At 69.4% G+C, this 20,505-nt stretch carries 22 protein-coding genes; 10 read left to right on the forward strand and 12 right to left on the reverse strand.

Annotation, left to right across the window (positions count from 1 at the left end; genetic code table 11):
- Positions 1 to 3: 3 nt before the first annotated feature.
- The 5 genes from Q9R17_RS17455 to Q9R17_RS17475 form a co-directional block, all read right to left on the reverse strand.
- On the reverse strand, positions 4 to 3,024 hold the full coding sequence (locus tag Q9R17_RS17455) for a discoidin domain-containing protein (protein ID WP_308158370.1): 3,021 nt from the start codon (positions 3,022 to 3,024) through the stop codon (positions 4 to 6).
- A gap of 243 nt (positions 3,025 to 3,267) precedes the next feature.
- Positions 3,268 to 4,161 (reverse strand): SDR family oxidoreductase, encoded by an 894-nt coding sequence (locus Q9R17_RS17460; RefSeq protein ID WP_308155844.1) that lies wholly within the window; start codon positions 4,159 to 4,161, stop codon positions 3,268 to 3,270.
- Positions 4,162 to 4,234: 73 nt separating this feature from the next.
- Complete coding sequence (locus Q9R17_RS17465; RefSeq protein WP_308155845.1) at positions 4,235 to 4,759, reverse strand: hypothetical protein; 525 nt, start codon at positions 4,757 to 4,759, stop codon at positions 4,235 to 4,237.
- Positions 4,760 to 4,793: 34 nt separating this feature from the next.
- A complete protein-coding gene (locus Q9R17_RS17470) occupies positions 4,794 to 5,285 on the reverse strand; it encodes a DUF1097 domain-containing protein (protein ID WP_308155846.1) in 492 nt (163 codons plus the stop codon).
- Positions 5,286 to 5,301: 16 nt separating this feature from the next.
- The gene (locus tag Q9R17_RS17475) at positions 5,302 to 6,039 is read right to left on the reverse strand and encodes an SDR family oxidoreductase (RefSeq protein ID WP_308155847.1); all 738 of its coding nucleotides are present in this window, start codon (positions 6,037 to 6,039) and stop codon (positions 5,302 to 5,304) included.
- A 112-nt stretch (positions 6,040 to 6,151) separates the two neighbouring features.
- Between Q9R17_RS17475 and Q9R17_RS17480 the strand changes: the two genes are divergently transcribed.
- The gene (locus Q9R17_RS17480; protein ID WP_308155848.1) at positions 6,152 to 7,066 is read left to right on the forward strand and encodes a LysR family transcriptional regulator; all 915 of its coding nucleotides are present in this window, start codon (positions 6,152 to 6,154) and stop codon (positions 7,064 to 7,066) included.
- On the opposite strand, the gene Q9R17_RS17485 is transcribed toward Q9R17_RS17480, so the two are convergent.
- Positions 7,063 to 8,004, reverse strand: coding sequence for an aromatic alcohol reductase (locus Q9R17_RS17485; protein ID WP_308155849.1), 942 nt, complete (start codon positions 8,002 to 8,004; stop codon positions 7,063 to 7,065). The two genes, Q9R17_RS17480 and Q9R17_RS17485, sit on opposite strands and share 4 nt — an antisense overlap.
- 64 nt (positions 8,005 to 8,068) lie before the next feature.
- Here Q9R17_RS17485 and Q9R17_RS17490 point away from each other — a divergent pair, with 64 nt between their 5' ends.
- Positions 8,069 to 8,488 (forward strand): helix-turn-helix domain-containing protein, encoded by a 420-nt coding sequence (locus Q9R17_RS17490; protein WP_308155850.1) that lies wholly within the window; start codon positions 8,069 to 8,071, stop codon positions 8,486 to 8,488.
- A gap of 54 nt (positions 8,489 to 8,542) precedes the next feature.
- Here Q9R17_RS17490 and Q9R17_RS17495 read toward each other — a convergent pair whose 3' ends face one another.
- On the reverse strand, positions 8,543 to 9,622 hold the full coding sequence (locus Q9R17_RS17495; RefSeq protein WP_308155851.1) for an MBL fold metallo-hydrolase: 1,080 nt from the start codon (positions 9,620 to 9,622) through the stop codon (positions 8,543 to 8,545).
- Between the two features lie 104 nt (positions 9,623 to 9,726).
- On the opposite strand from Q9R17_RS17495, the gene Q9R17_RS17500 reads away from it, so the two are divergent.
- Positions 9,727 to 10,338, forward strand: a complete 612-nt coding sequence (locus Q9R17_RS17500) for a TetR/AcrR family transcriptional regulator (RefSeq protein ID WP_308155852.1) — start codon at positions 9,727 to 9,729, stop codon at positions 10,336 to 10,338.
- Between the two features lie 137 nt (positions 10,339 to 10,475).
- Positions 10,476 to 11,264 carry a helix-turn-helix transcriptional regulator gene (locus Q9R17_RS17505; RefSeq protein WP_308155853.1) on the forward strand — a complete coding sequence of 263 codons (789 nt, stop codon included), beginning with the start codon at positions 10,476 to 10,478 and terminating at the stop codon, positions 11,262 to 11,264.
- Here the strand turns inward: Q9R17_RS17505 and Q9R17_RS17510 are convergent, their stop codons facing one another.
- On the reverse strand, positions 11,265 to 11,657 hold the full coding sequence (locus Q9R17_RS17510) for a hypothetical protein (RefSeq protein WP_308155854.1): 393 nt from the start codon (positions 11,655 to 11,657) through the stop codon (positions 11,265 to 11,267). It lies immediately after the preceding gene.
- Between the two features lie 132 nt (positions 11,658 to 11,789).
- Positions 11,790 to 13,316: an MFS transporter gene (locus Q9R17_RS17515; RefSeq protein WP_308155855.1), complete on the reverse strand. Its 1,527-nt coding sequence runs from the start codon at positions 13,314 to 13,316 to the stop codon at positions 11,790 to 11,792.
- A 105-nt stretch (positions 13,317 to 13,421) separates the two neighbouring features.
- On the opposite strand from Q9R17_RS17515, the gene Q9R17_RS17520 reads away from it, so the two are divergent.
- From Q9R17_RS17520 to Q9R17_RS17530, 3 genes are all read left to right on the forward strand, one after another.
- On the forward strand, positions 13,422 to 14,303 hold the full coding sequence (locus Q9R17_RS17520) for a LysR substrate-binding domain-containing protein (protein ID WP_308155856.1): 882 nt from the start codon (positions 13,422 to 13,424) through the stop codon (positions 14,301 to 14,303).
- A gap of 63 nt (positions 14,304 to 14,366) precedes the next feature.
- Positions 14,367 to 14,948, forward strand: a complete 582-nt coding sequence (locus Q9R17_RS17525) for a TetR-like C-terminal domain-containing protein (protein ID WP_308155857.1) — start codon at positions 14,367 to 14,369, stop codon at positions 14,946 to 14,948.
- Positions 14,945 to 15,940, forward strand: a complete 996-nt coding sequence (locus Q9R17_RS17530) for an alpha/beta hydrolase (RefSeq protein WP_308155858.1) — start codon at positions 14,945 to 14,947, stop codon at positions 15,938 to 15,940. Before Q9R17_RS17525 ends, Q9R17_RS17530 begins: the two co-directional genes overlap by 4 nt.
- Positions 15,941 to 15,943: 3 nt before the next feature.
- Here the strand turns inward: Q9R17_RS17530 and Q9R17_RS17535 are convergent, their stop codons facing one another.
- The gene (locus tag Q9R17_RS17535) at positions 15,944 to 17,095 is read right to left on the reverse strand and encodes an NAD(P)/FAD-dependent oxidoreductase (protein ID WP_308155859.1); all 1,152 of its coding nucleotides are present in this window, start codon (positions 17,093 to 17,095) and stop codon (positions 15,944 to 15,946) included.
- Positions 17,096 to 17,142: 47 nt separating this feature from the next.
- Between Q9R17_RS17535 and Q9R17_RS17540 the strand changes: the two genes are divergently transcribed.
- A complete protein-coding gene (locus tag Q9R17_RS17540) occupies positions 17,143 to 17,625 on the forward strand; it encodes a MarR family transcriptional regulator (RefSeq protein WP_308155860.1) in 483 nt (160 codons plus the stop codon).
- Here Q9R17_RS17540 and Q9R17_RS17545 read toward each other — a convergent pair.
- Positions 17,622 to 18,209: a dihydrofolate reductase family protein gene (locus tag Q9R17_RS17545; RefSeq protein WP_308155861.1), complete on the reverse strand. Its 588-nt coding sequence runs from the start codon at positions 18,207 to 18,209 to the stop codon at positions 17,622 to 17,624. The genes Q9R17_RS17540 and Q9R17_RS17545 overlap by 4 nt on opposite strands.
- A 42-nt stretch (positions 18,210 to 18,251) precedes the next feature.
- Between Q9R17_RS17545 and Q9R17_RS17550 the strand changes: the two genes are divergently transcribed.
- Positions 18,252 to 18,815: a TetR/AcrR family transcriptional regulator gene (locus tag Q9R17_RS17550; protein WP_308155862.1), complete on the forward strand. Its 564-nt coding sequence runs from the start codon at positions 18,252 to 18,254 to the stop codon at positions 18,813 to 18,815.
- 8 nt (positions 18,816 to 18,823) lie between these two features.
- Here the strand turns inward: Q9R17_RS17550 and Q9R17_RS17555 are convergent, their stop codons facing one another.
- A complete protein-coding gene (locus Q9R17_RS17555; RefSeq protein ID WP_308155863.1) occupies positions 18,824 to 19,723 on the reverse strand; it encodes a LysR family transcriptional regulator in 900 nt (299 codons plus the stop codon).
- 83 nt (positions 19,724 to 19,806) lie between these two features.
- Here Q9R17_RS17555 and Q9R17_RS17560 point away from each other — a divergent pair, with 83 nt between their 5' ends.
- A complete protein-coding gene (locus tag Q9R17_RS17560) occupies positions 19,807 to 20,496 on the forward strand; it encodes an NAD(P)H-dependent oxidoreductase (protein WP_308155864.1) in 690 nt (229 codons plus the stop codon).
- Positions 20,497 to 20,505 lie beyond the last annotated feature (9 nt).

A 20,505-nucleotide genomic window follows, 5' to 3' on the forward strand; every position in this document is an offset into this window, starting at 1 on the left:
GCGCTACCAGCGTGCCTGCAGTGTGCTGAAGGGCGCGCCCAGGCGCACGCCCTCGGCATCGAAGTGCTCGATGCGCCTGCCGTCCACGCGTACCTCGCGCGGGCGGGTACGGCTGGGCCACCACACCTGCACGGCGGTGCCGGCGCGAAGCCCCGTGCCCAGGCGAACATCGAGCAGGCCCTCGTGCTGGCGTGCCTGCATCGCCAGCGTGCCGTAGGCGGTCGGCAGGCGTTCCACGGCCAGGCCGTCGCCGGCCAGCCATGACGGCGGCGTGCCGGGCAGCAGTGACAGCGCATCGTCGTCTTCGCGCATCAGCATGCCGAACAGCGTGCGGCCATACTCGGCACCGATCCAGGTGTGCGGCATGTCGCCCAGGTAGCGTGGGAAGCGCAGGCGCGAGTGCACCACCTCGGCCAGTACCTGCCATTGCAGCGGGCGACGGTCACGCAGCAGGCCCTGCAGCAGTTCATCGGCGGCGGCCGGTTGGCCCAGGTGCACATAGCTGAGCACGTTGCGGATTTCGTAGGGCGTGTAGGCGTACAGCGCACCGGGCTGCCCGCGTTTGCGTACATCGTCCAGGTAGCGTGCGAAGGTGGTGCGCAGGGCCTCGGCGGGCAGTACGTCCTGCGCGCCGGTCGGGTCCAGTGCGATCGACACACCGGTGGGATCACCGTCGCCGAGGTCGGCCGAAGAGGGAATGAAATCGATGCCCTTCCAGGCCATGGTCGCGCGGATCGAGGCGGACAGCGCAGCGTGCAGCAGCTGGTACTGCTGCCGCGCCCAGCGTGCGGTTTCGGCATCGCCCAGTGCGTCGGCCAGCCATGCACCATCGTGCCAACCCTTCAGGCCCCAGTAGTCATCCCAGTAGCTGTGGGTGGGCGAGGGATAGCCTTCATGGCTGATCGACGGCGCCAGGATGCCGGCGAAGCGCTCCGGCGCCGGTTGGCCGGCCATGTAGCCCGGCACCAGCGTGCGTTCACGCAGCGACTGCAGGAAGCGCAGCGCAGCCTTCACCTTCGGCAGGTAGGCGCGCACGGTTTCCGGGCCGCCATCGAGGCGGGCGACATCGGCGACCAGCGCCACGTACTGACCCTGGCTGTCGTACTCGATATCCGAGCCGAAGCCGGTGTTGACGCTGCCATCGTCGTTGAGGATGGGCGACACCAGGCCGTTGTCATGCACGCCGTGCGCGCTGTACCAAGCCAGGTAGTCGCGCGCGACGCGGGCTTCGCCCATGCGCAGCAGCACCGCCGAAGTGGCCATGCCATCGCGGATGAACGACCGGTTGTAGTTGCGCGGGCCGGGCTGCATCGCCGGCCCGGTCTGGTTGATCAGCATGTAGGCGGCCTGCGCGCGCAGCATGTCCACCAGCGACGGGTCGGGCAGGCGCAGGCCCACCTGGCCCAGCCGCTGCTGCCAATCGTCCGAGGCGCGTGTTGCCAGTGCTTCGAATGCCGCATCGGCGTCGGCCGGCAGGCCGGCCAGCTGCAGCGGCGGCGCCTCGGGCAGGCTGCCATCGGCTGCGGTGGGGGCAGTGCCGAGGGCGAAGGCCACCACCACCGCACGCTGTTCGCCCGGTGCCAGGGTGATGCGGTAGGCCAGTGCGCCGGCGGCCAGGCCCTCGGCATCGTCGGCCTGCTGCTGTGCGGGCAGGTCACCGCGGGCGACGGCGGCGGTGATCTCGCCGCTGCCCTCCGGCCCGAACGCGGCGGCACCGCTGGCATCCACCGGCGTGAGCGACTGCAGCAGGCGGCGGCCGTTGACCTGCACCACCGGGCCGTCGATGACGATGCGGCGGATCGGCGACAGCCCGCCGTTCTGCCATGGCGGGTTCATCTGCATGGGCCGCACGATCAGGTTGAGCGTGCCGCTCAACGGCATGCTGCCGGTGTTGCGCAGGCGGTGGCGCACGAAGGTCACCGGCTGGCCATCGCGGTCGATGGCGAACGCTTCGCTGCGCAGCTCCAACCCCGGCTGGGGTGACCAGCTGGCCACCGGCATCGGCTTCCAGCCATCACGCAACGCGTGCTGCACCGGCTGGTCGGCGGCACCGGCCGCGTGGCCATCGCGGCTGCGCCACACCGGTTGCACCAGCGGCGCGCCCTTGAAGGCCTCGATGTTGCCGTACTCGTCGAAGATCGATTTCTGCCGGCCGGCGTGCACACCTACGGCGGTCCAGTAGGTCTGCTGCAGGTGCAGCGAGGCCGGGAACAGTGCACGCTGCGCACCGCTGGCGGCAATCTGGTAGCGCTTCATCGGCGTCATCACTGCCTTGGGGCCCAGCAGGCGGATGCGTGCGACCTGCGCGCTGCGCCCTTTCACCTGCAGGCGCAGGGCCTGCACCTGGTGTGGTGCCGTGGCCGCCAGCCAGCTCTGTGTGCGGCTGCCCGCCTGCGGGTCATGCGCCAGTTCGATCCAGCGCCCCTGTGCATCGCGGGCCTGCAGGCGCGCCGCACCGTGTTCACCGGCCCAGTCCACGACCAGCCCGGTGGTGGGCTGCGCGCGGGGCAGGGTGATGTCCAGCAGGCGCGTGTTGCCGGCGCCGGCGGGCAGGGCAACGGATGTGCCGCCCTGCCACAGGCTGGCGGCCTGGGTGGCGTCGAGGCCGGCCACCCGTGCGGCCAGCGCGTTGTCCAGCGGCTCCAGCTCGAAGATCGATACGCCCCAGTCGGAGGTGCGCTGCGGGCTGGCCAGCCGCAGGTAGCGCGCCGTGCGCGGGGCGAAGTACAGCGTTTCCACGCCGCCGAGTGAATCGGCCATGGTGTAGGCGTGCTGCCACTGCCGGCCGTCCAGCGAGGTCTGCAGCACGTAGCCCTCGGGGTTGGACACATCCCAGGTCAGGCGTGCGCCGGCCAGCGTGGCTGGCGAACCGAGGTCCACCTGGAACCAGTGGCCGGGGCTGAAGGCGCCGCCGGTGACGGTGGCCGGGTCACCGTCGATCAGATGGCCGATCGCCATGGCCGCGACCTGCTGCGATGAACTGCTTGCCTGCCACTGGCTGCGCGCCGGCAGCGACTGCGCCATGCAGGTGGCCGCGGCCAGCAGCAGCGGCAGCGAGGCGATGCGGGCCAGGCCCGCCGATCGCATGGGAGTACCGCGATTGCCACGCACTGCCATTGCCACGCTCCGCCAGGATCGGCCCGGACTGGGCCGGGGGCCACGCTAGCAGGGGATGTAATCGTTTACATGTGGCGCTGCAATATCATTCCCGCCTGAACAGGCAAGGGCGCCCGGAGGCGCCCCTGCCGCTTGCTCATCGCGCCCGGCTCAGCTGCGCGGCGCCAGCAGGTCGGCCAGGCCGATCGCCTTGTAGATCTCGCTGCGCATGCGGTCGGCCACGCCGTTGACCACTTCGGCGCCATCCTGCGAGGGATCGACATGCACGCGGAACGGGCGCTTGCCGTGCGGCAGTCCCACCACGCGCACGATCTGCCGCGCCACTTCTTCCGGATCGGCATCGGCCGGTTCCAGGCTGGCCAGGCCCTTCAGCGCCTGCTCGGCAACGCCCTTGTACGGGCCGTTCTCGTAGGCGGCCACGATGTGGCTGTCTTCCGGCGTGCCCGAATGGGCGAAGTGGTTGGTGCCCTGGGTGAACGCACCGGGCACCATGATGGTGGTCTCGATGCCCCAGCGCGCCAGCTCGGTGGAGTAGGACACCGCCAGCGCATCCATCGCGGCCTTGGCGGCGAAATAGGGCGCCAGGAAGGGCGGGGTGCCACCACGGGTGGACGAGGAACCGACCCACAGCAGCAGGCCCTTGCCCTGCTGGCGCAGGTGCGGCAGCGCCGCGCGGTTCACCCGCTGGGTGCCCAGCACGTTGACGTCGTACTGTTGCATCAGCTGTTCGGGGGTGAAGGCTTCGGCCGGGCCGAACACCATGTGGCCGGCATTGTGGACGATGACATCCAGTGCACCCGCTTCGGCCAGCACCTGGGCGATGGCGGCGCGGCTGGAGTCGTCGGACTGCACGTCCAGTTCGACGGTACGCAGGTCGGCCTTGTGCTCGGCGGCCCACTGCGCGATCTCGGCGACGCGGGCCGTATTGCGGCCGGCGACGTCGCGCATCGAGGCATAGACGGTGTGGCCGGCCAGGGCCAGGGCCTTGGCGCTCATCAGGCCAAAGCCGGACGACGCACCGGTGATGAGGATGGTGTGTGACATGAGGTGTCTCCAGAAGGGGGAATGCAGCGGTGGCGAGGCTGCAGGCGTGCAGCGCGGGGGGACAGCGAGGGCGTTACGGCGAAGTGGCGTGCAGGTGGTCGTACAACGCGGTACCGGCGGCCAGGTGGGCCTGGAAGGCGAAGCCCTGGGCCAGCATCGTGTCCATGTCCGCGCTGCTGATGTGCATCACATAGCTGTGCGTGTTGGCGACCAGCGCGAAGTCCTCGCCGCTGAGCTGGTCGCGGTTGAACCACTTGCCCGGGTCGGCGTGGCCGCTGCGCACCACCTGGTCGTGGTAACGCAGTTCCCAGCCGCCATCGAGCAGGATCCAGTAGCCGTCATCGCCGGCACGGTGCGCGCTGCTGGTGATGGTGGTGCCGGCGGTGGCTTCCCATTCGTGCGAGTGGTCGATGACCCAGCGCAGTTGTGGCGTGCTCAGTGCGGTGAAGAACGGGGTGTGGCGCAGCAGGTGCAGGTAGGTGATCGACGGTTTCATGGCGGCGGGCTGTGCGCTTGAGCGGGAAAGGCAGGTCAGGCCGATGACGCAGGCGCAGGCCAGCAGGGCGATGGAGGCCAGGGGGCGGTTGCGGAAGTGCATGGCGGGCAGGCCGAGGTGGGGGCGGGAGGAGGGATCAGTGGCGGGCGATCAGCCGGCGCGGCACGTGGTGGGACACCCAGCCGGCCAGCGAGCCCAGTGCGCTGGCACCGGCCAGTTCCGCCAGGTGCGCCAACGACGGTTCCAGGTGGGCGGCGAACCACGCCACCAGGCCGAGGAAATAGCCCAGCAGGTTGTTCAGTACCGGCAGCCCGCGCAGCGACACCACGGCCAGGGCCACGACCAGCACCACCAGCGGTACCGCCAGCGGCACACCCAGTACCGGTGCCAGGGTGGCGATGGCCAGCGCGGCCAGCGCCCCCAGGGCCAGCCCCAGCCAGACGCAGGCCAGGTTCTCCACGCTGGAACGGGTGGTCAGGCCGCGGGTGAAGAAGGCGATCCAGCCGATGAACATCGTCCAGACCGGCCAGCCGGCATGCAGCGCGCCGGCGGCGGCGAAGGCCGCGGTGAGCGCAGCGGTCACGGTGACCAGGGTGTAGGCACGGCGGGAAACGGGGGCGGTGGTCATGGTCGTTGCTCCGTGATCAGACAACGCCGCCGTTGGCGCGCAGGATCTGGCCGTTGATCCAGCCACCGTCCGGGCCGGCCAGGAAGGCCACCGCACCGGCAATGTCATCGGGCTGGCCCAGGCGCTGCAGCGGCGGCATGTTGGCGAAGGTGGCGATCTGCTCCTCGCTCTTGCCGTTGAGGAACAGCTCGGTGGCCACCGGGCCCGGCGCGACTGCATTGACGGTGATCGAGCGGCCCCGCAGTTCCTTGGCGAACACGCGGGTGAAGGCTTCCACCGCCGCCTTGGTGCCGTTGTAGACCGCGTAGCCGGGAAGGTTCAGTCCCAGCGTGGTGCTGGAGATGTTGATGATGCGGCCACCCTCGTTGAGGCGCTCGGCGGCTTCGCGCAGCGTGTTGAACACGCCCTGGGTGTTGATGGCGAAGTTCTGCTGGAACAGCGCGTCGCTGTGCTGGGCCAGCGGCGCGGTCTTGAGGATGCCGGCATTGTTGACCAGCACATCGATGCGGCCCAGGGCCGTTTCGACGGCGCTGAACATCGCACGCACCTGGTCGGCGTCGGACACATCGGCCTTCACGGCGACGGCCTTGCCGCCGCTGGCGGCAAGGTCGGCCACCAGCGCATCGGCTTCGGCGGCATTGGAGGCGTAGTTGATGGCAACGGCAAAGCCATCGCGGGACAGGCGGCGGGCGATGGCCGCGCCGATGCCACGGGAGGCACCGGTGACCAGGGCAACGCGGGAGGAGGCATTCATGGCGGTATTCCTTGGGGTGGGTGGGGTGGAAGGAATCGTGCGCCATTCGCGTGCAGGGATAATTAGGGGTATATTGCGATCACTATTCCATTTGCTTTAACAATTACGCGCCATGGACCGTTTCCAGGAAATGCAGGTCTTCGTCCGTATCGCCGACCGCCAGAGCTTCACCCTGGCCGCTGACGACCTGCGCATTCCGCGCGCGACGGTGACCAACCTGATCAAGCGGCTGGAGCAGCGGCTGGGCGTGCGCCTGCTCGAACGCACTACCCGGCAGGTGCGCACCACCCATGACGGGCAGGCGTACTACCACCGCTGCGTGCGCCTGCTGAGCGATCTGGAGGAAACCGAAAGCGCGTTCCGCGACGCGCCGCCCAAGGGCCTGCTGCGGGTGAACCTGCAGGGCACGCTGGCGCGCCACTTCGTGATGCCGGCGATGGGGGGCTTCATGGCGCAGTACCCGGACATCACCCTGCATGTGGGCGAAGACGACCGCCTGGTCGATCTGGTGCGCGAAGGCGTGGACTGCGTGCTGCGCGCCGGCACGCTGCAGGATTCATCGCTGGTCGGGCGGCAGGTGGCGGCACTGGAACAGGTGACCGTGGCCAGCCCGGATTACCTGCACCGGCACGGCGTGCCCGTGCACCTGGACGATCTGTCACGGCACCGGGCCGTGGATTACGCCGGCAGCAGCGGCAGCAGCGGGCGTCTGGCCGGGCTGGATTTCCGCGTTGGTACGCAGGTGGAGGAACGCCAGTTGCCATCTCGCATCGCCGTGACCGGCGCCGACCTCTACACCGGTGCGGCGCTGTCCGGGCTGGGCCTGATCCAGGTGCCGCGCTACCGGGTGGCCGGCGAGCTGGCCGATGGCCGCCTGCAGGAAGTGCTGGCCGATCATCCACCGCCGCCGATGCCGGTGACCGTGCTGTACCCGCAGAACCGGCAGTTGTCGGCGCGGGTGCGGGTGTTCGCGCAATGGCTGGCGGCGCTGTTTGAACAGCACGCCGCCAGCCAGCGCCGTGACTAGCGGCGCGCCCCGCGCAGGTTCGCGCGCAGCCAGTCTTCCAGCCCGGTGGTGGTGATGCCCTCGCGTGCGTTGTAGCTGCCGGCTTTCGGCCAGGCCACCCCATCGGCGCGTGCGAAGGCCACGCGGTACTGGCGCATGCCATCGTCGGGGTGGGCCAGGGCATCGGCGCGCAGCTGCGCCAGCTGCCAGAGTTCGCGTTCCATGGGTCGGCCGAGCACGCGTTCGAGGGTATCGGCCAGTTCGCGGTAGCTGAAGGTATCACCGGCCACGTGCACGACCTGGTTGGCGAAGGCGGGCCAGCGTGCAGCAATGCGTGCGGTGAGCCGGCCGATGTCCTGCGGGGTGGTCACCGTCAGCTGATGGTCCCAGTCGCCCAGCGCCCGCACGATGCCGTGCTGCAGATCGACCAGGCCGAAGGCGGGCAGGGGCACGAAGCTGGTGAACATGCCGGTGGAGATGATCGTCCAGCGCACGGCCTGCTGGCCGCGCAGCATCCCGCGCACGTCCAGCTGCTCATCCCATACGGCCTGCCCGCTGCCACGACCGACCACGTCGTAGTCCACGCCGAACTGCCAGGGAATGTAATGCGGCACGCCTGCACGCAGCACCGCGGCGGTGATGCGGCGCTGGGTGCCGCTGCCACCGACGAACCCGGTGCAGCAGATCACCTGGTCGAAGGTCGCGAAGATCGCCGCCAGCGTGGGTTCGTCGGCCTGGGCCAGGTCCGCTTCGACGATCGCGATGCCCAGTTCCTGCATCAGCGTATCGGTGGCCTGGCGTTCGGCGGTGGCATCGTCGGCGGCCGGGCGCAGCAGCACGGCCAGCGTCGCGATGTGGCCGTGTTCGCGCTGCAGTGCCAGTTCGCGCAGCACCTGGCTGCCCAGTTCGCCGGCGCCCAGCACCAGCGTGCGCGTGGGGGGATGAGGATGTTGGTTCATGGTGGACTCCCGTTGAGCGGCGCAGCATAGTGAGCACCGCCCACCGCCGGAAGAAGGCACACGCGTGATACCGCAGGCACCGCCCACGCTGGAAGAACTGCTGCAGCAATCGCAGGCGGCCTGCGATGCGCTGAGCGAGGATGACGATGGGCTCAAGCGCGAGATCCTCACCCACGCCGGCAACCGCTGGTCGCTGGCGGTGGTGCACGCCCTGGGCGTGCACGGCACGCTGCGCCATGCGCAGATCGCGCGGCAGCTCGATGGCGTTACCCAGCGCATGCTCACGCGCACGCTGCGCCAGCTCGAGCGTGATGGGTTGATTGCCAGGCACGACCATGACGAGGTGCCACCACGCGTGGACTACCAGCTGACCGCACTGGGCCGTGGACTGCTGGCCGGCATGGTGCCGCTGTGGCGCTGGGTCATCGACAACGCCGCCGGGTTCCGTGACGCGCGGGCGCAGTTCGACCGCAGCGCACCCTGAGCGGCCCGCTGGGCTACCGGCCCGGTGGCCGGCATCCCAGCGTGGTTGCGCGGATCAGCGCGTGACCACGTCCTGCCACCAGCGCGTGCCGTGCACCGGGGCGGCCATGTCCAGGGCCTCACCCATGCGCGGGGTGGTCACCTCCACACCGTGTTCCGCCGCCAGTGCGGTGATGCGCTCGAACGGCTGTTCCCAGCGGTGCAGGGCCAGGTCGAAGGTGCCGTTGTGGATCGGCAGCAGCCACTTGCCGCGCAGGTCCAGGTGGGCCTGCAGCGTCTGCTCGGGCTGCATGTGCACGAAGGCCCAACGCGGGTCATACGCGCCGGTTTCGATCATGGTCAGGTCGAAGGGGCCGTACTTCTCGCCAATGGCCTTGAAACCATCGAAGTAGCCGGTGTCGCCGCTGAAGAAGAGGCGGAAATCATCGTCCTGGAGGACCCACGACGCCCACAGGCTGCGATCGCCATCGCCCAGCCCGCGGCCGCTGAAGTGCTGGGCGGGCGTGGCGGTCAGGCGCAGGCCGGCCGCTTCGGTGCTCTGCCACCAGTCCAGCTGCTCCACCTTGGCCGCATCGATGCCCCAGGCGATCAGCTGGTCGCCCACGCCCAGCGGTGCGATGAAGCGCGCTGTCTTTCCGTCCAGCTTCAGCACTGCATCGTGGTCGAGATGGTCGTAGTGGTTGTGCGAGAGGATCACTCCGGCGATCGGCGGCAGGTCGTCGATGCTGATCGGCGGGGCATGGAAGCGCGCCGGGCCGGCCCATTGCACCGGCGAGGCGCGCTCGGAGAACACCGGATCGGTGAGCCAGTACTGGCCGCGCAGCTTCAGCAGCAGGGTGGAGTGGCCGATGCGGAACAGGCTGCGGTCCGGTGCGGCGTCCAGCGCGGCGCGGTCCAGCGGCAGCACCGGGATCGGCCGTTCCGGCACCGTGCCCTTGGGCTTGGAGACCAGGAAGTTCCACCAGATCTGCACGCCGTCGCGCAGGCTCATCGGCGGGCGCGGCAGGCCATTGCGGAACTTGCCTTCGCGGTACTGCGGCGAGTCGGGGAAATCGGGGAGGGACCAGGAACGGCAGAACGTGTAGGCAGTCACGGCGAGGATTCCAAGCAGGAGGACAAGGAGCAGGCGCTTCATGGAGGACGTCCGCTGGGTACACTGAACAGTGTAGTTTCCATTTTGGCGAAAAGTACACTGCCGGGTGTAGAATGTGGGCATCCGTTCAGCTGCGCCGTCCTGCCATGTCCCAGCCCCCGCAACGCCTGACCGACCGCAAGCGCGAAGCCATCGTGCGCGCGGCGGTGGAAGAGTTCCGCACGGCCGGCTACGAGGCGACCAGCATGGACCGCATCGCGGCGGTGGCCGGTGTGTCCAAGCGCACGGTGTACAACCACTTTCCGAGCAAGGAAGAACTGTTCGCGCTGATCCTGGAAGAACTGTGGGAAAGCAGTGCGGCCAGTGTCGAGCTGCCGTACCGTACCGACCAGCCGCTGCAGCCGCAGTTGCTGCAGTTGCTGCGGCAGAAGCTGGATCTGCTGGGCGATGCGAACTTCATCGACCTGGCGCGGGTGGCGATGGCCGAGATCATCCATTCGCCCGACCGCGCGCAGGAAATCGTTGGCCGCATGAAGGAAAAGGAAAGCGGCGTGACCGGCTGGATCCGTGCGGCCATCGCCGATGGCCGGCTGCAGCCGGTGGATCCGGAATTTGCGACGTTCCAGCTGGAAGGGCTGGTGAAGAGCTTCGCGTTCTGGCCGCAGGTGACGCTGGGCCAGCCGCCGCTGGCACAGGCCGAGCGGCGGCGCGTGGCCGAATCGGCGGTAAAGATGTTCCTGGGCCATTACGCGCGCTGATTCCCGCTGGCGCGGGCGTGCTTGGCGCGCCGCAGGAACAGGATTGCCGGAAAGTGATACGCAGCGTGCGGGCGGGCGCTCTAGCCTGTGCCCATGCCGATCTTCCGTTCCCCCTTCCCTGGCACCGGCCTGCTGGCATGGCCGACCTGAGCCTGGACCCGGGCTGGGTGGACCGCGCCGATGGCCCGCCACTGTTCGTGGTGGCCGGGCAGTGCGAGCAGCAGGCGTTCGGCCAGCACATGCACCAGCATGCGCGTGGCCAGCTGTTCGGTTCGCTGCGGGGCCTGCTGTCGGTGGGCACCGAAACAGAGCGCTGGGTGGTACCGGCCATCCATGCGGTCTGGCTGCCGCCCCACCACCGGCACTGGGCCCGTTCGCACGGCCCGTTCCATGGCTGGAGTGCGTTCATCGCCGAAGCGGCGTGCCGGGATCTTCCCGCACGCCCTTGCCTGCTGGCGGTATCGGGCTTGCTGCGCGAGGCCGTGCTGCGCGCTGGGACATGGCCGCTGGCCCTGCCGCGCAAAGCACAGGCGCACCTGGTGGAGGTGATCCTGGATGAGATTCGTGCCAGCCCGGCGCAGTCCCTGGGCCTGCCGTTGCCGGCCGAGCGGCGCCTGCTGCGGGTCGCACAGGCACTGATCGACGACCCGGGCGATGGGCGTGAACTGGGGCACTGGGCGCGGTGGGCGGCGCTCAGCCCACGCACGCTCAGCCGTCGCTTCGTCAGTGAAACCGGCTTCACCTTCACCGCCTGGCGGCAACGCGCCCGTCTGCTGCGCAGCCTGGAACTGCTGGCCGCCGGCCGACCGGTGACCGCCATTGCACTGGACCTGGGCTATGCCAGCGCGCCCAGCTTCATCACCGCATTCCGGCAGGCACTCGGGCAGACACCCGCCGCCTACCGCCAGCGACTGCACGGGCGCTGATCACTCCGGTGGGGCCAACAGCCGTTCGCCCAGGCGGATGGCTTCGGTTTCATCGCGGGCGAATGCCACCGGAAAACCGAAGGCTTTGCTGGCGGTACTGGCCAGGGCGCGGATCGGTGCCGGCAACGGGCGATCGCCTTCCAGCACGATCATGCCCCGGCACAGGCGCTGCATGCGGTCCTTGATGCGCTTGAAGAAGGCCGCGCGCTGGCGACGTTCTTCGGCTGTCTCACCGGCATGGTCGTCGGTGGCGTGGTCGGTGATCAGCACGAAGCGGTGGCCGCGATCGAGCAGGCGTTCCAGCAGCACTTCATCGTCAGCAGGGTTGGCCGCTTCCGGTTCGAGGTGGCGGCGGAGGAAGACCAGCGGGGAACGGGAATCATCGAGGATCATGCAGGGCGCCTGGCAAGAGAGGAGGGCGATGCGCAGGGCGGGCGGAAGCTGGCGGGCGTCGCAGCAACAGCATGATGCCGGCCGTGGGCATGCGGCTTCGCGCAGCGGCCAGCCAGCATCGTGCAGGTGCCATCACGACGCTGCAGCAAGGCCGTCAGGTGCCGTGCGGCGCATGCTGGTCCACACCAGCAGGGCGGCCAGGGCGGCCGCGATGCCCGCCACCAGAAAGGCCTGTGCAAAGCCGTGCTGGTAGCCGCTGCGGGCGATGCCGGACACCGTGGCGGCTACATCGGCCGGGTAGGCCTGCAGGGCACGCTGCAGGTCGCCTGCAACGATATGGTCGATCAGGCGCGCATCCACGGGCAGGTGCGCGGCCGGCATGGCCTGTTCCACGACGTGACGGGTGGTGCCGGCCAGCACCGCGCCCAGTCCGGAGAAGCCGATCAGGATGCCGCTGAAGCGCGCGGTGGTGCTGATGCCAGACGCCATGCCGGCCCGGTGCGGTGGCACGGTGCCCATGATCGCCTTCTGCGTTTCGCCATTGAGCAGGCCGCCGCCGGTGCCCAGCAGCGCCATCGCCAGCATCAGCATCGGCAGTGCCGGGCGTGTCGCCGCTGCGACCATCGCCAGGTTGCCCAGTGCCACCACGGCCAGGCCAAGTGACAGCAGGGCGCGGCTGTCCATGCGTGCTGACAGGCGCCGTGCCACCTGGGGAAACACCAGCATGGCCAGCGCGAACGGCAGCATGCCCAGCCCGGCGCGCAGCGCGGTTTCGCCACGGCCGTTCTGCAGGAACTGCGGCAGCAGCGAGGCCATCACCTGTGCCGTGGCGGCGTAGGCGAACATGGCCAGCACCGAACCACTGAAGGGCAGGTCGGCGAACAGCCGCAGGTCGAGCATCGGGTGCGCGCGCCGGCGCTCGACCACCACGAACGCGATGGACAGCGCCACGCCGATGCCCAGCCGCCGCAGCACGGCGGGGCTTGCCCAACCCAGGCCGGGGCCGTCGATCAATGCCCAGGTCAGGTGGAACATCGCCAGCGCGAACAGGCCGATGCCCGGCAGGTCCAGCGGGCGCGATGCCGGATCGCGCGATTCTTCAATGAACATCGGCACCGCGGCGGCCAGCAGCGCGCACAGTGGCAGGTTCACATGGAAGGCCCAGCGCCAGCCCAGCCACTGGTTGATCAGCCCGCCCAGCAGGGGCGACAGCACCATGGTCAGGCCCATGATGCCGCCCCAGATGGCCCACGCACGGCCACGGGCCGCCGGGTCGTGGAAGCCGTGGCCGATGATGGCCAGCGCCGGTGCCAGCAGGAACGCGGCGCCCACGCCCTGTGCGGCGCGTGCCAGGTACAGCGCACCGGCGCTGGGGGCCAGGCCGCAGGCCAGCGATGCCAGCGCGAAGAAGGTGATGCCGGCCAGGAACACGCGGCGCCGGCCGTAGCGGTCGGCAATCGCGCCGGCCGGCAGCAGCAGCGCGGCAAAGCACAGCACGTAGCTGCTGATGACCCATTCCACATCGGCGAAGGAGGCGTGCAGGTCCCGGGCAATGGTGGGCAGCACCACGCCCACCACGTTGGTGTCGAGCACGGTCATCGCACAGCCGGTGGAGGCCACGAGCAGCAGGGGCAGGGTACGGGGCATGGCGGTGGCCATCGAAGGCTCCAGTGGGTCAGGAGGCCATTCCAATCCACGCCACTATTCGGTTCAATAAAGGCAACCAGCGACTTTATTCGGAAAATCCGAACAGGAAATGCGGCCATGGACCTGAAGCACCTGCGGGCGTTCGTCACCGTTGCGGAACAGCTGCACTTCGCCCATTCGGCCGAGCAGCTGGGCGTGTCCCCGCCCACGTTGACCGCGCAGATCCAGGCGCTGGAACGGTTGCTGCAGGCCCGGCTGTTCCAGCGCACCCGGCGCAGCGTGGCGTTGACCGCTGCCGGCGAGGCGTTCCTGGTGGAAGCACGCGCGGCGCTGGCGCAGGTGGAGCGTGCACTGGAGACCGGGCGCCGTGCCGGGCGCGGCCAACTGGGCCGGGTGGACATCGGCTATGTCGGTTCGGCGGTGTTCTCCGGCGCGCTGCAGGCGCAGGTGCTGCATTTCCGGCGGCGCTGGCCACAGGTGCAGCTGGGCACCTGCGAACTGCCCACCGCGCAGTTGGTGCAGCAGCTGGAGGAGGGGCAGCTGGACGTGGCGTTCGTGCGGACCCCGGTGGTGCTGCCTTCGTCAGTGGCCAGCCATGTGGTGGCGCGCGATCGTTTCTGCCTGGCGCTGGCGGCCGACCATCCGTTGGCCGGCAGTGGCCAGGCATTGGCCTCGCGGGTGCTGGCCGGCGAGGCCTTCGTGGCGCCGGAACAGGGGCTGGGCCTGCGTGAAGTCGCACGGCGTGGCCGCTTCGATCCGCACATCGTTTCGGTGCCCGGCAGCCTGCAGGCGGTGCTGGCACAGGTTGCGCTGGGGGCGGGCATCGCCGTGGTGCCCAGCGTGCTGGTGCAGGTGGTGCACCTGCCCAACGTGGTCTATCGGGACATTGCCGGTGCGGTCATTCCATCGGAAGTCGCCGCGCTGTTCCGGCGCCATGAACGCGCGCCCGCCGTGCGCCAGCTGATCCAGCAGATCCGGCAGGTGAAGTGCCCGGCCTGAGACGGTTGTATGGAAAGACTGAAAACTAATAAGATTAGGTAAATTCAGTCTGTGAGTAGTTTTGTGGCGCGTGCTGGCCTGACCCCCGATACCCTTGCCCTGGCCGCGGCCGAAACGGCCGACGCGCTTGGTTTTGAAGCCCTCACGGCGGCGGCGGTGGCGCGCCGCCTCGGCGTGCGCCTGCCCAGCCTGTATTCGCACGTGGCCAACCTGGACGAGTTGAAGGGCCGCGTGGCGTTGCTGGCCCTGCAGGAACTGGCCGACCGAGTGGACGAGGCGCTGGCCGGGCGTGCGGGCCGCGATGCACTGCACGCGTTGGCCGATGTGCACCGGGCGTACGCGCGGGCGTACCCGGGGCGGTTCGCGGCGGCCCGCCATCCGCTGTCTAGCCAGCTGGCAGCGGCCAGTGCCGGCCCGCGCCTGAGCCGGGCGATGTTCGCGCTGCTGCGTGGCTATGCCATCGGCGAGGCCGAACAGGTGCATGCCGTGCGCCTGCTGGGCAGTTTCCTGCTGGGGTTCGCCCTGCTGGAAGGGGCCGATGCGTTTTCCCACCGCGCGCCCGCATCGGATGCAAGCTGGGAGCGCAGCCTGCAGGTGCTCGATGCGCTGCTGCGCCAGTGGCCGGCAGCGGTGGTGCCGGCATGAGCGCATCACCACCGGTGGATGGCGTGTATCTGGGGCCGCGCGTGGTGCCGGTCCCATGCAGCATCAGCCCTGCCGCACAGGCCGCGTTGCGGCAGCGCGTGGGCGTCGATGGCGTGCCGCTCAATGCACGTCATGTGATGCCGGCAGTGGAGGACGTGGCTGCTTGGCAGCAGGTAAAGGCTGCATCGGCCGCGTGGTATGCCGCTGCGCTGGCGCCCGTGGCAACCCGTCTGCAATCGCAGTGCCAGACACAGCAGATCGGCACGGCCACGGTGCACGTGGCCACGCCACCGGTGGCGTGGCGGGATGACGCCGTGGTGATGGACCTGCATGGGGGCGGCCTGGTGATGGGGGGCGGGGAAGCCTGCCGCATCGCGGCACGCCAGCAGGCAGACCGGCTGGGCCTGCGTTGCCTGGGCGTCGACTACCGCTTGCCCCCGGAGCACCCGTACCCTGCCGCGCTGGATGACTGCCTTCACGTCTACCGGGCCCTGCTTGCCGAGTATCCGCCCGCGCGGATCGCCCTCGTGGGCCGCTCGGCCGGCGGCAACCTGGCCACGGCGATGCTGCTGCGTGCCCGTGACGAAGGCCTGCCGATGCCGGCGGGGCTGGTGCTGCTGTCACCACAGGTGGACCTGACCGAAAGCGGCGACAGCTTCGCGGTGAACCACGGGGTGGATGTGATGCTGCCCGGGTCGCTGATGGCCAACCACCGCCTGTATGCCGCCGGCGCTGCGTTGTCCGATCCCGGCCTGTCGCCGCTGTTCGGCCGGTTCGACAGCGGTTTCCCGCCCACCTTCCTGCAGAGCGGCACGCGCGACCTGTTCCTGTCCAATGCGGTACGCCTGCACCGGCGCCTGCGCATGGCCGGTGTGGCGGCCGAGCTGCATGTATTCGAAGCGATGCCGCACGGCGGCTTTGGTGCCACGCCGGAGGACGATGAACTGGCTGCGGAAATCACCCGGTTCGTGCACGCGCGGCTGGACGGATGATCCTCACGCGCTGTGGGCCGGCGCATGATGGGCCAGGTGGTCGCGCAGGCTCTGGGCCACGCCATCATGGGACAGGAACGTTGCCGCACCTTCGCTGGCCAGGGCCGCTGATGCCGTGGTACGCACGAACATCCGGCGTTCGTAATCCATGACCGCATCCTGCCAGCGTGGTGCTGCCTGCAGGCAATGGGCAAGCTCGGCCGCATCGAGCAGTGCGTTGTTCGCGCCTTCACCGCCGAAGGGGGACATGACGTGGGCGGCATCGCCGAGCAGGGTCAGCCCGCTGCGGGGGTTCCAGCAGTGCCCCACCGGCAGCGCATGGATGGGACGGATGGCAAAGTGGTCGTTGCTGGCATCGAACAGGGCACGCACGGCATCGGCGTAGCCGCTGAAGGTCTCGCGCAGCGCCTGGCGCATCTGCTGCGGGCGTGCCGTGTCGAAGCGCGCAGGTGCCCAGTCTTCCGGCACGCGGAACACCGCGTAGCCGCGCAGGTGCGCATTGCCGTTGCGCTGGATGATCAACGCCATGCCCAGGCCCTCCACGTGGGCCTTGCCGTGCCCGACCAGCGTGGCCAGTGCCGGATGGGCCCGATCCACGTCGTCGATGCCGAACTCGATGAAGGTCAGGCCGCTGTACTGCGGCAGGTAGGGCGACAGCAGCGGCCGGATGCGTGACCACGCGCCGTCGGCCCCCACGACCAGGTCGAAGGGACCGCTGTTGCCGGCGCCGGTCTGCAGCTGCCACCGGCCGTCATGCTGCTGCGCCAGTGCCTGGACGGACTGGCCCCAGCGCACCGTGGTGGTGGGCAATGCATCCAGCAGCAGGTCACGCAGCGCAGTGCGGTCCACTTCCGGGCGGTCGCCGGTGCCATCGGCCGGCATGTCCATCAGCACCGTGCCGTGGTGGTCGATCAGGCGCATGCCCTGGTCTTCATGGCGTGCCACGGCCAGAAACGGTTCGCGCAGTCCTGCGCGCGTGAGGGCGTGCTGCCCGGAACCGGCATGCAGGTCCAGGGTACCTCCCTGCGGCCGCTCGTCGCGGTGCCGGTCACGTTCAAAGACGGTGCAGGACAGTCCCTGCAGGTGCAGCAGCCGGGCGAGCATCAGCCCGCCCGGGCCTGCACCGACGATGGCGATGGAGGGAACGGTCGTCATGGTGTCTGGAGTAATATAGGAGCCTATTGAAAAATATAGAGGCACCTATGCAAATGTCAAATGAACAGGGACTCGGCGAGGATGCCCAGGTACTGCGCAGTGTCGCGCAGGTGTTCCGCGGCTTTGCGAAGCTGGTGGACGCACCGCTGCGTGCGGTGGGTGTTGCCTACAGCCAGGTGCCGGTGCTGGCCGCGCTGAAGGATGGCGGGGCACTCACCCAGGCCGAACTGGTGCGGCGTTCACAGGTGGAACAGTCGAGCATGGCCCAGCTGTTGGCGCGGATGGAGCGTGACGGGTTGATCGTGCGCACCCCGGATCCGGCCGATGCACGCAGCCGCCAGGTGGTGCTCAGCCCGGTTGGGCGGAAGAAGCTGCCGCCATCGCGCGGCATCATGGCAGCAGCCAGTGCACGCGCGCTGGACGGCTTCAGTGCTGACGAATGCGCGCAGCTGCGGCACTGGCTGGCGCGCATCGAGGCCAACGTGCAGCGGGCCCTGGCCGACGACGGCCAGGCGCCGGGACAGCCCTAGCGCGCCGCTGCCCCTGGAGGGGAGGGGCGCAGCGGCCGGATGTGGACCTGCAGCAGGCCGGTGCCCGATGCAGCGGCGGCACCGAACTGCAGGTGATGGGGCTGCTCCAGCCCGTCGAACAGGCGCGTGCCCGCGCCGAGCAGCAACGGCAACCAGGTCAGCACGAGTTCGTCGACGATGCCGGCCTGGAGGCCCTGGCGCACCAGCGTGCCCCCGTCGAGGTAGACATCGCGCCCCTGCGCGAGCTGCCGCGCCTGGGCCACCAGTGCGGGCAGGGCGCCGGCCCGTGGCATGACCGTGGGTGGCGCAGCGTCGATCGGGCGATGGGTGGCCACCAGCACCGGACACGGCCCATAAGGCCACGCCTCCATGCCGGCCACGACATCGTAGGTGGTGCGCCCCATCAGCAGGCAGCCGACCGAGCCCATGAACGTGTCGAAGGAAAGGTAATCGTGGGCGGCGGCGATATCACCGGCGCGTGCGTAATCGGCACCCAGCCAGTCCAGCGCGTTGTCCGGGCCAGCGATGAAGCCATCCAGCGAACACCCCAGGTAGGCACGTACGCGCCCCTGCGAAACCGCCATGCAGATCCTTTATATAAACGAATGTTCGTTTATGATAGGCCGATGCCACGGACACGATCAATCGCCGATACCGCTGTGCTCGACGCGGCCCTGGAACTGCTGGTGGGCGAGGGCCCGCAGGGGTTGACCCTGGCAGCGCTGGGGGCACGGGTCGGGTTGTCGGCATCCACGCTGGTGCAGCGCTTCGGCAGCCGCGCGGCCCTGCTGGAGCAGGCGCTGGCGCGCTCCACCACCCACCTTGCGGCGTCGCCTGCCGGTGCCGGGCCCGTAACGCGGGCGGCACTGGTGGACTGGCTGGTGGCAATGACGCGCGGCATGCAGTCGCGGCCGCGCCTGGCCGGGCACGTGGCGTTGCTGATGGAAGACCTGCGGCAGGCACAGGGCCGCCGCGGCGCGCTGGCCCGCACGCATGTGCTGGAACTGCGGCGCGTGCTGGCTGAACGCCTGCAGGCCCTGGGGATCGCCGATGCCGACCGTGCCGCCCGCCTGCTGGAAGCGCACTGGCACGGCCTGGTACTGCAGTGGGGCCTGGGGGGGCGGGGCAGCCTGCGCCAATGGATGCTCAACGGGCTGGAGGAGTTGCTGGACCTGCTCGGCGTGCCCTGAGCCGGCCGTCAGCCGGCCTGCAGGGCGATCTGCTCGCGCAGCCAGCGGTGTGCCGGGTCGCGGTGGACGCGTTCGTGCCACAGCAGCACCATTTCAAATCCGGCGATTTCCAGTGGCGGCTCCACCACCCGGAATGCCGGGTCGCCCCTGACCAGGCGTTCGGGCAGCATCGCCACCAGGTCGGTGCGGACCAGCGCATTGCGCAGGAACAGGAAGTGCGGCACGGACAGTGCCACGTTGCGGCGCAGGCCGTGCTGGGCCAGCGCCACGTCGGTGACGCCGTGGAAGCCGCCGCCATCGGGTGATACCAGCGCGTGGTCAAGGGCACAGAACCGGGCCAGGCTCGGGCGTCGCCGCAGCTTCGGGTGGCCGGCGCGGCCGGCCAGGACATAGCGCTCGGTGAACAGGGGCCGATGGTGCAGCTGGGGCGGTGCGTCGGCGGTAATGTGCACGACCAGGTCCACGTCGCCACGCTCGCACTGGGCCACCATCTGCGCCGGCGCCAGGCCGGTGATCGCCACGCGCGCGGCGGGCGAGGCGGCGTACAGCCGGGGCAGCAACGGCAGCAGCACGGTGCTGGCCCCGTAGTCCGATGCCATCACCCGCCAGACCCGCGCGTCAACGGCCGGGTCGAAGGGCTGCAGCGGGGCCACCGCCCGCTCCAGCAGTGCCAGGGCCTCGGCAAGGGGCGCACGCAATGATTCGGCACGCGCCGTGGGCCGCATGCCGCGCGGGCCGGGCAGCAGCAGGGGGTCGTTGAACCGCGCCCGCAGCCGCGCCAGCTGCACGCTGACCGTCGGCTGCGCCAGGTGCAGGCGCTGGGCGGCACGGGTCACGTTCTGCTCGTCCAGCAGCGCCTGCAGGGTCACCAGCAGGTTCAGGTCGAGCGTGCGCAAGGTATTGTTCATGGCAATGCCGTGAATTGTGATTATCCATTTCAACTATAGCGGGTGGGCGCCTACTGTGGCGTTACTTTCCACGGACCTTCCCCATGAACATCCTGCTCGTCTACGCCCACCCCGAACCGCGCTCGCTCAATGGCGCCCTGCGTGACTTCGCTGTCCAGCACCTCACCGCGCAGGGCCACGCCGTGCAGGTATCCGACCTGCATGTGATGCAGTGGAAGCCGGTGCTGGATGCAGCCGATCATGTCGGCCGCGATCCGGCACGGCCCTACCAGGCATCACGGGATTCGCAGCAGGCGTACGCCAGTGGCCAGCAGAGCGCGGACATCGCCGCAGAACAGGACAAGCTGCGCTGGGCCGACGTGCTGATCCTGCAGTTCCCGCTGTGGTGGTTCTCGATGCCGGCCATCCTCAAGGGCTGGGTCGATCGCGTGTACGCACACGGCTTTGCCTATGGCGTGGGCGAGCATTCCGATACCCACTGGGGGGACCGCTACGGCGAAGGCAGCATGGCCGGCAAGCGCGCGATGCTGCTGGTCACCACCGGTGGCTGGGCATCGCATTACAGTACGCGTGGCATCAACGGCAGCCTTGATGATGTGCTGTTTCCCATCCAGCACGGCATCCTTTTCTATCCCGGTTTCGCGGTGCTGCCCCCGCACGTGATCCATCGCACCAGCCGCATGGATGCCGATCGCTTCGCACAGGAACAGCAGCAGCTTGCCAGCCGGCTTGATGGCCTGGCCAGCGATGCGGTGTTGCCGTACCGCCGGTAGAACGGCGGT

This window comes from Stenotrophomonas sp. 24(2023) (genome assembly GCF_030913365.1).
Classification (GTDB): Bacteria; Pseudomonadota; Gammaproteobacteria; order Xanthomonadales; family Xanthomonadaceae; genus Stenotrophomonas.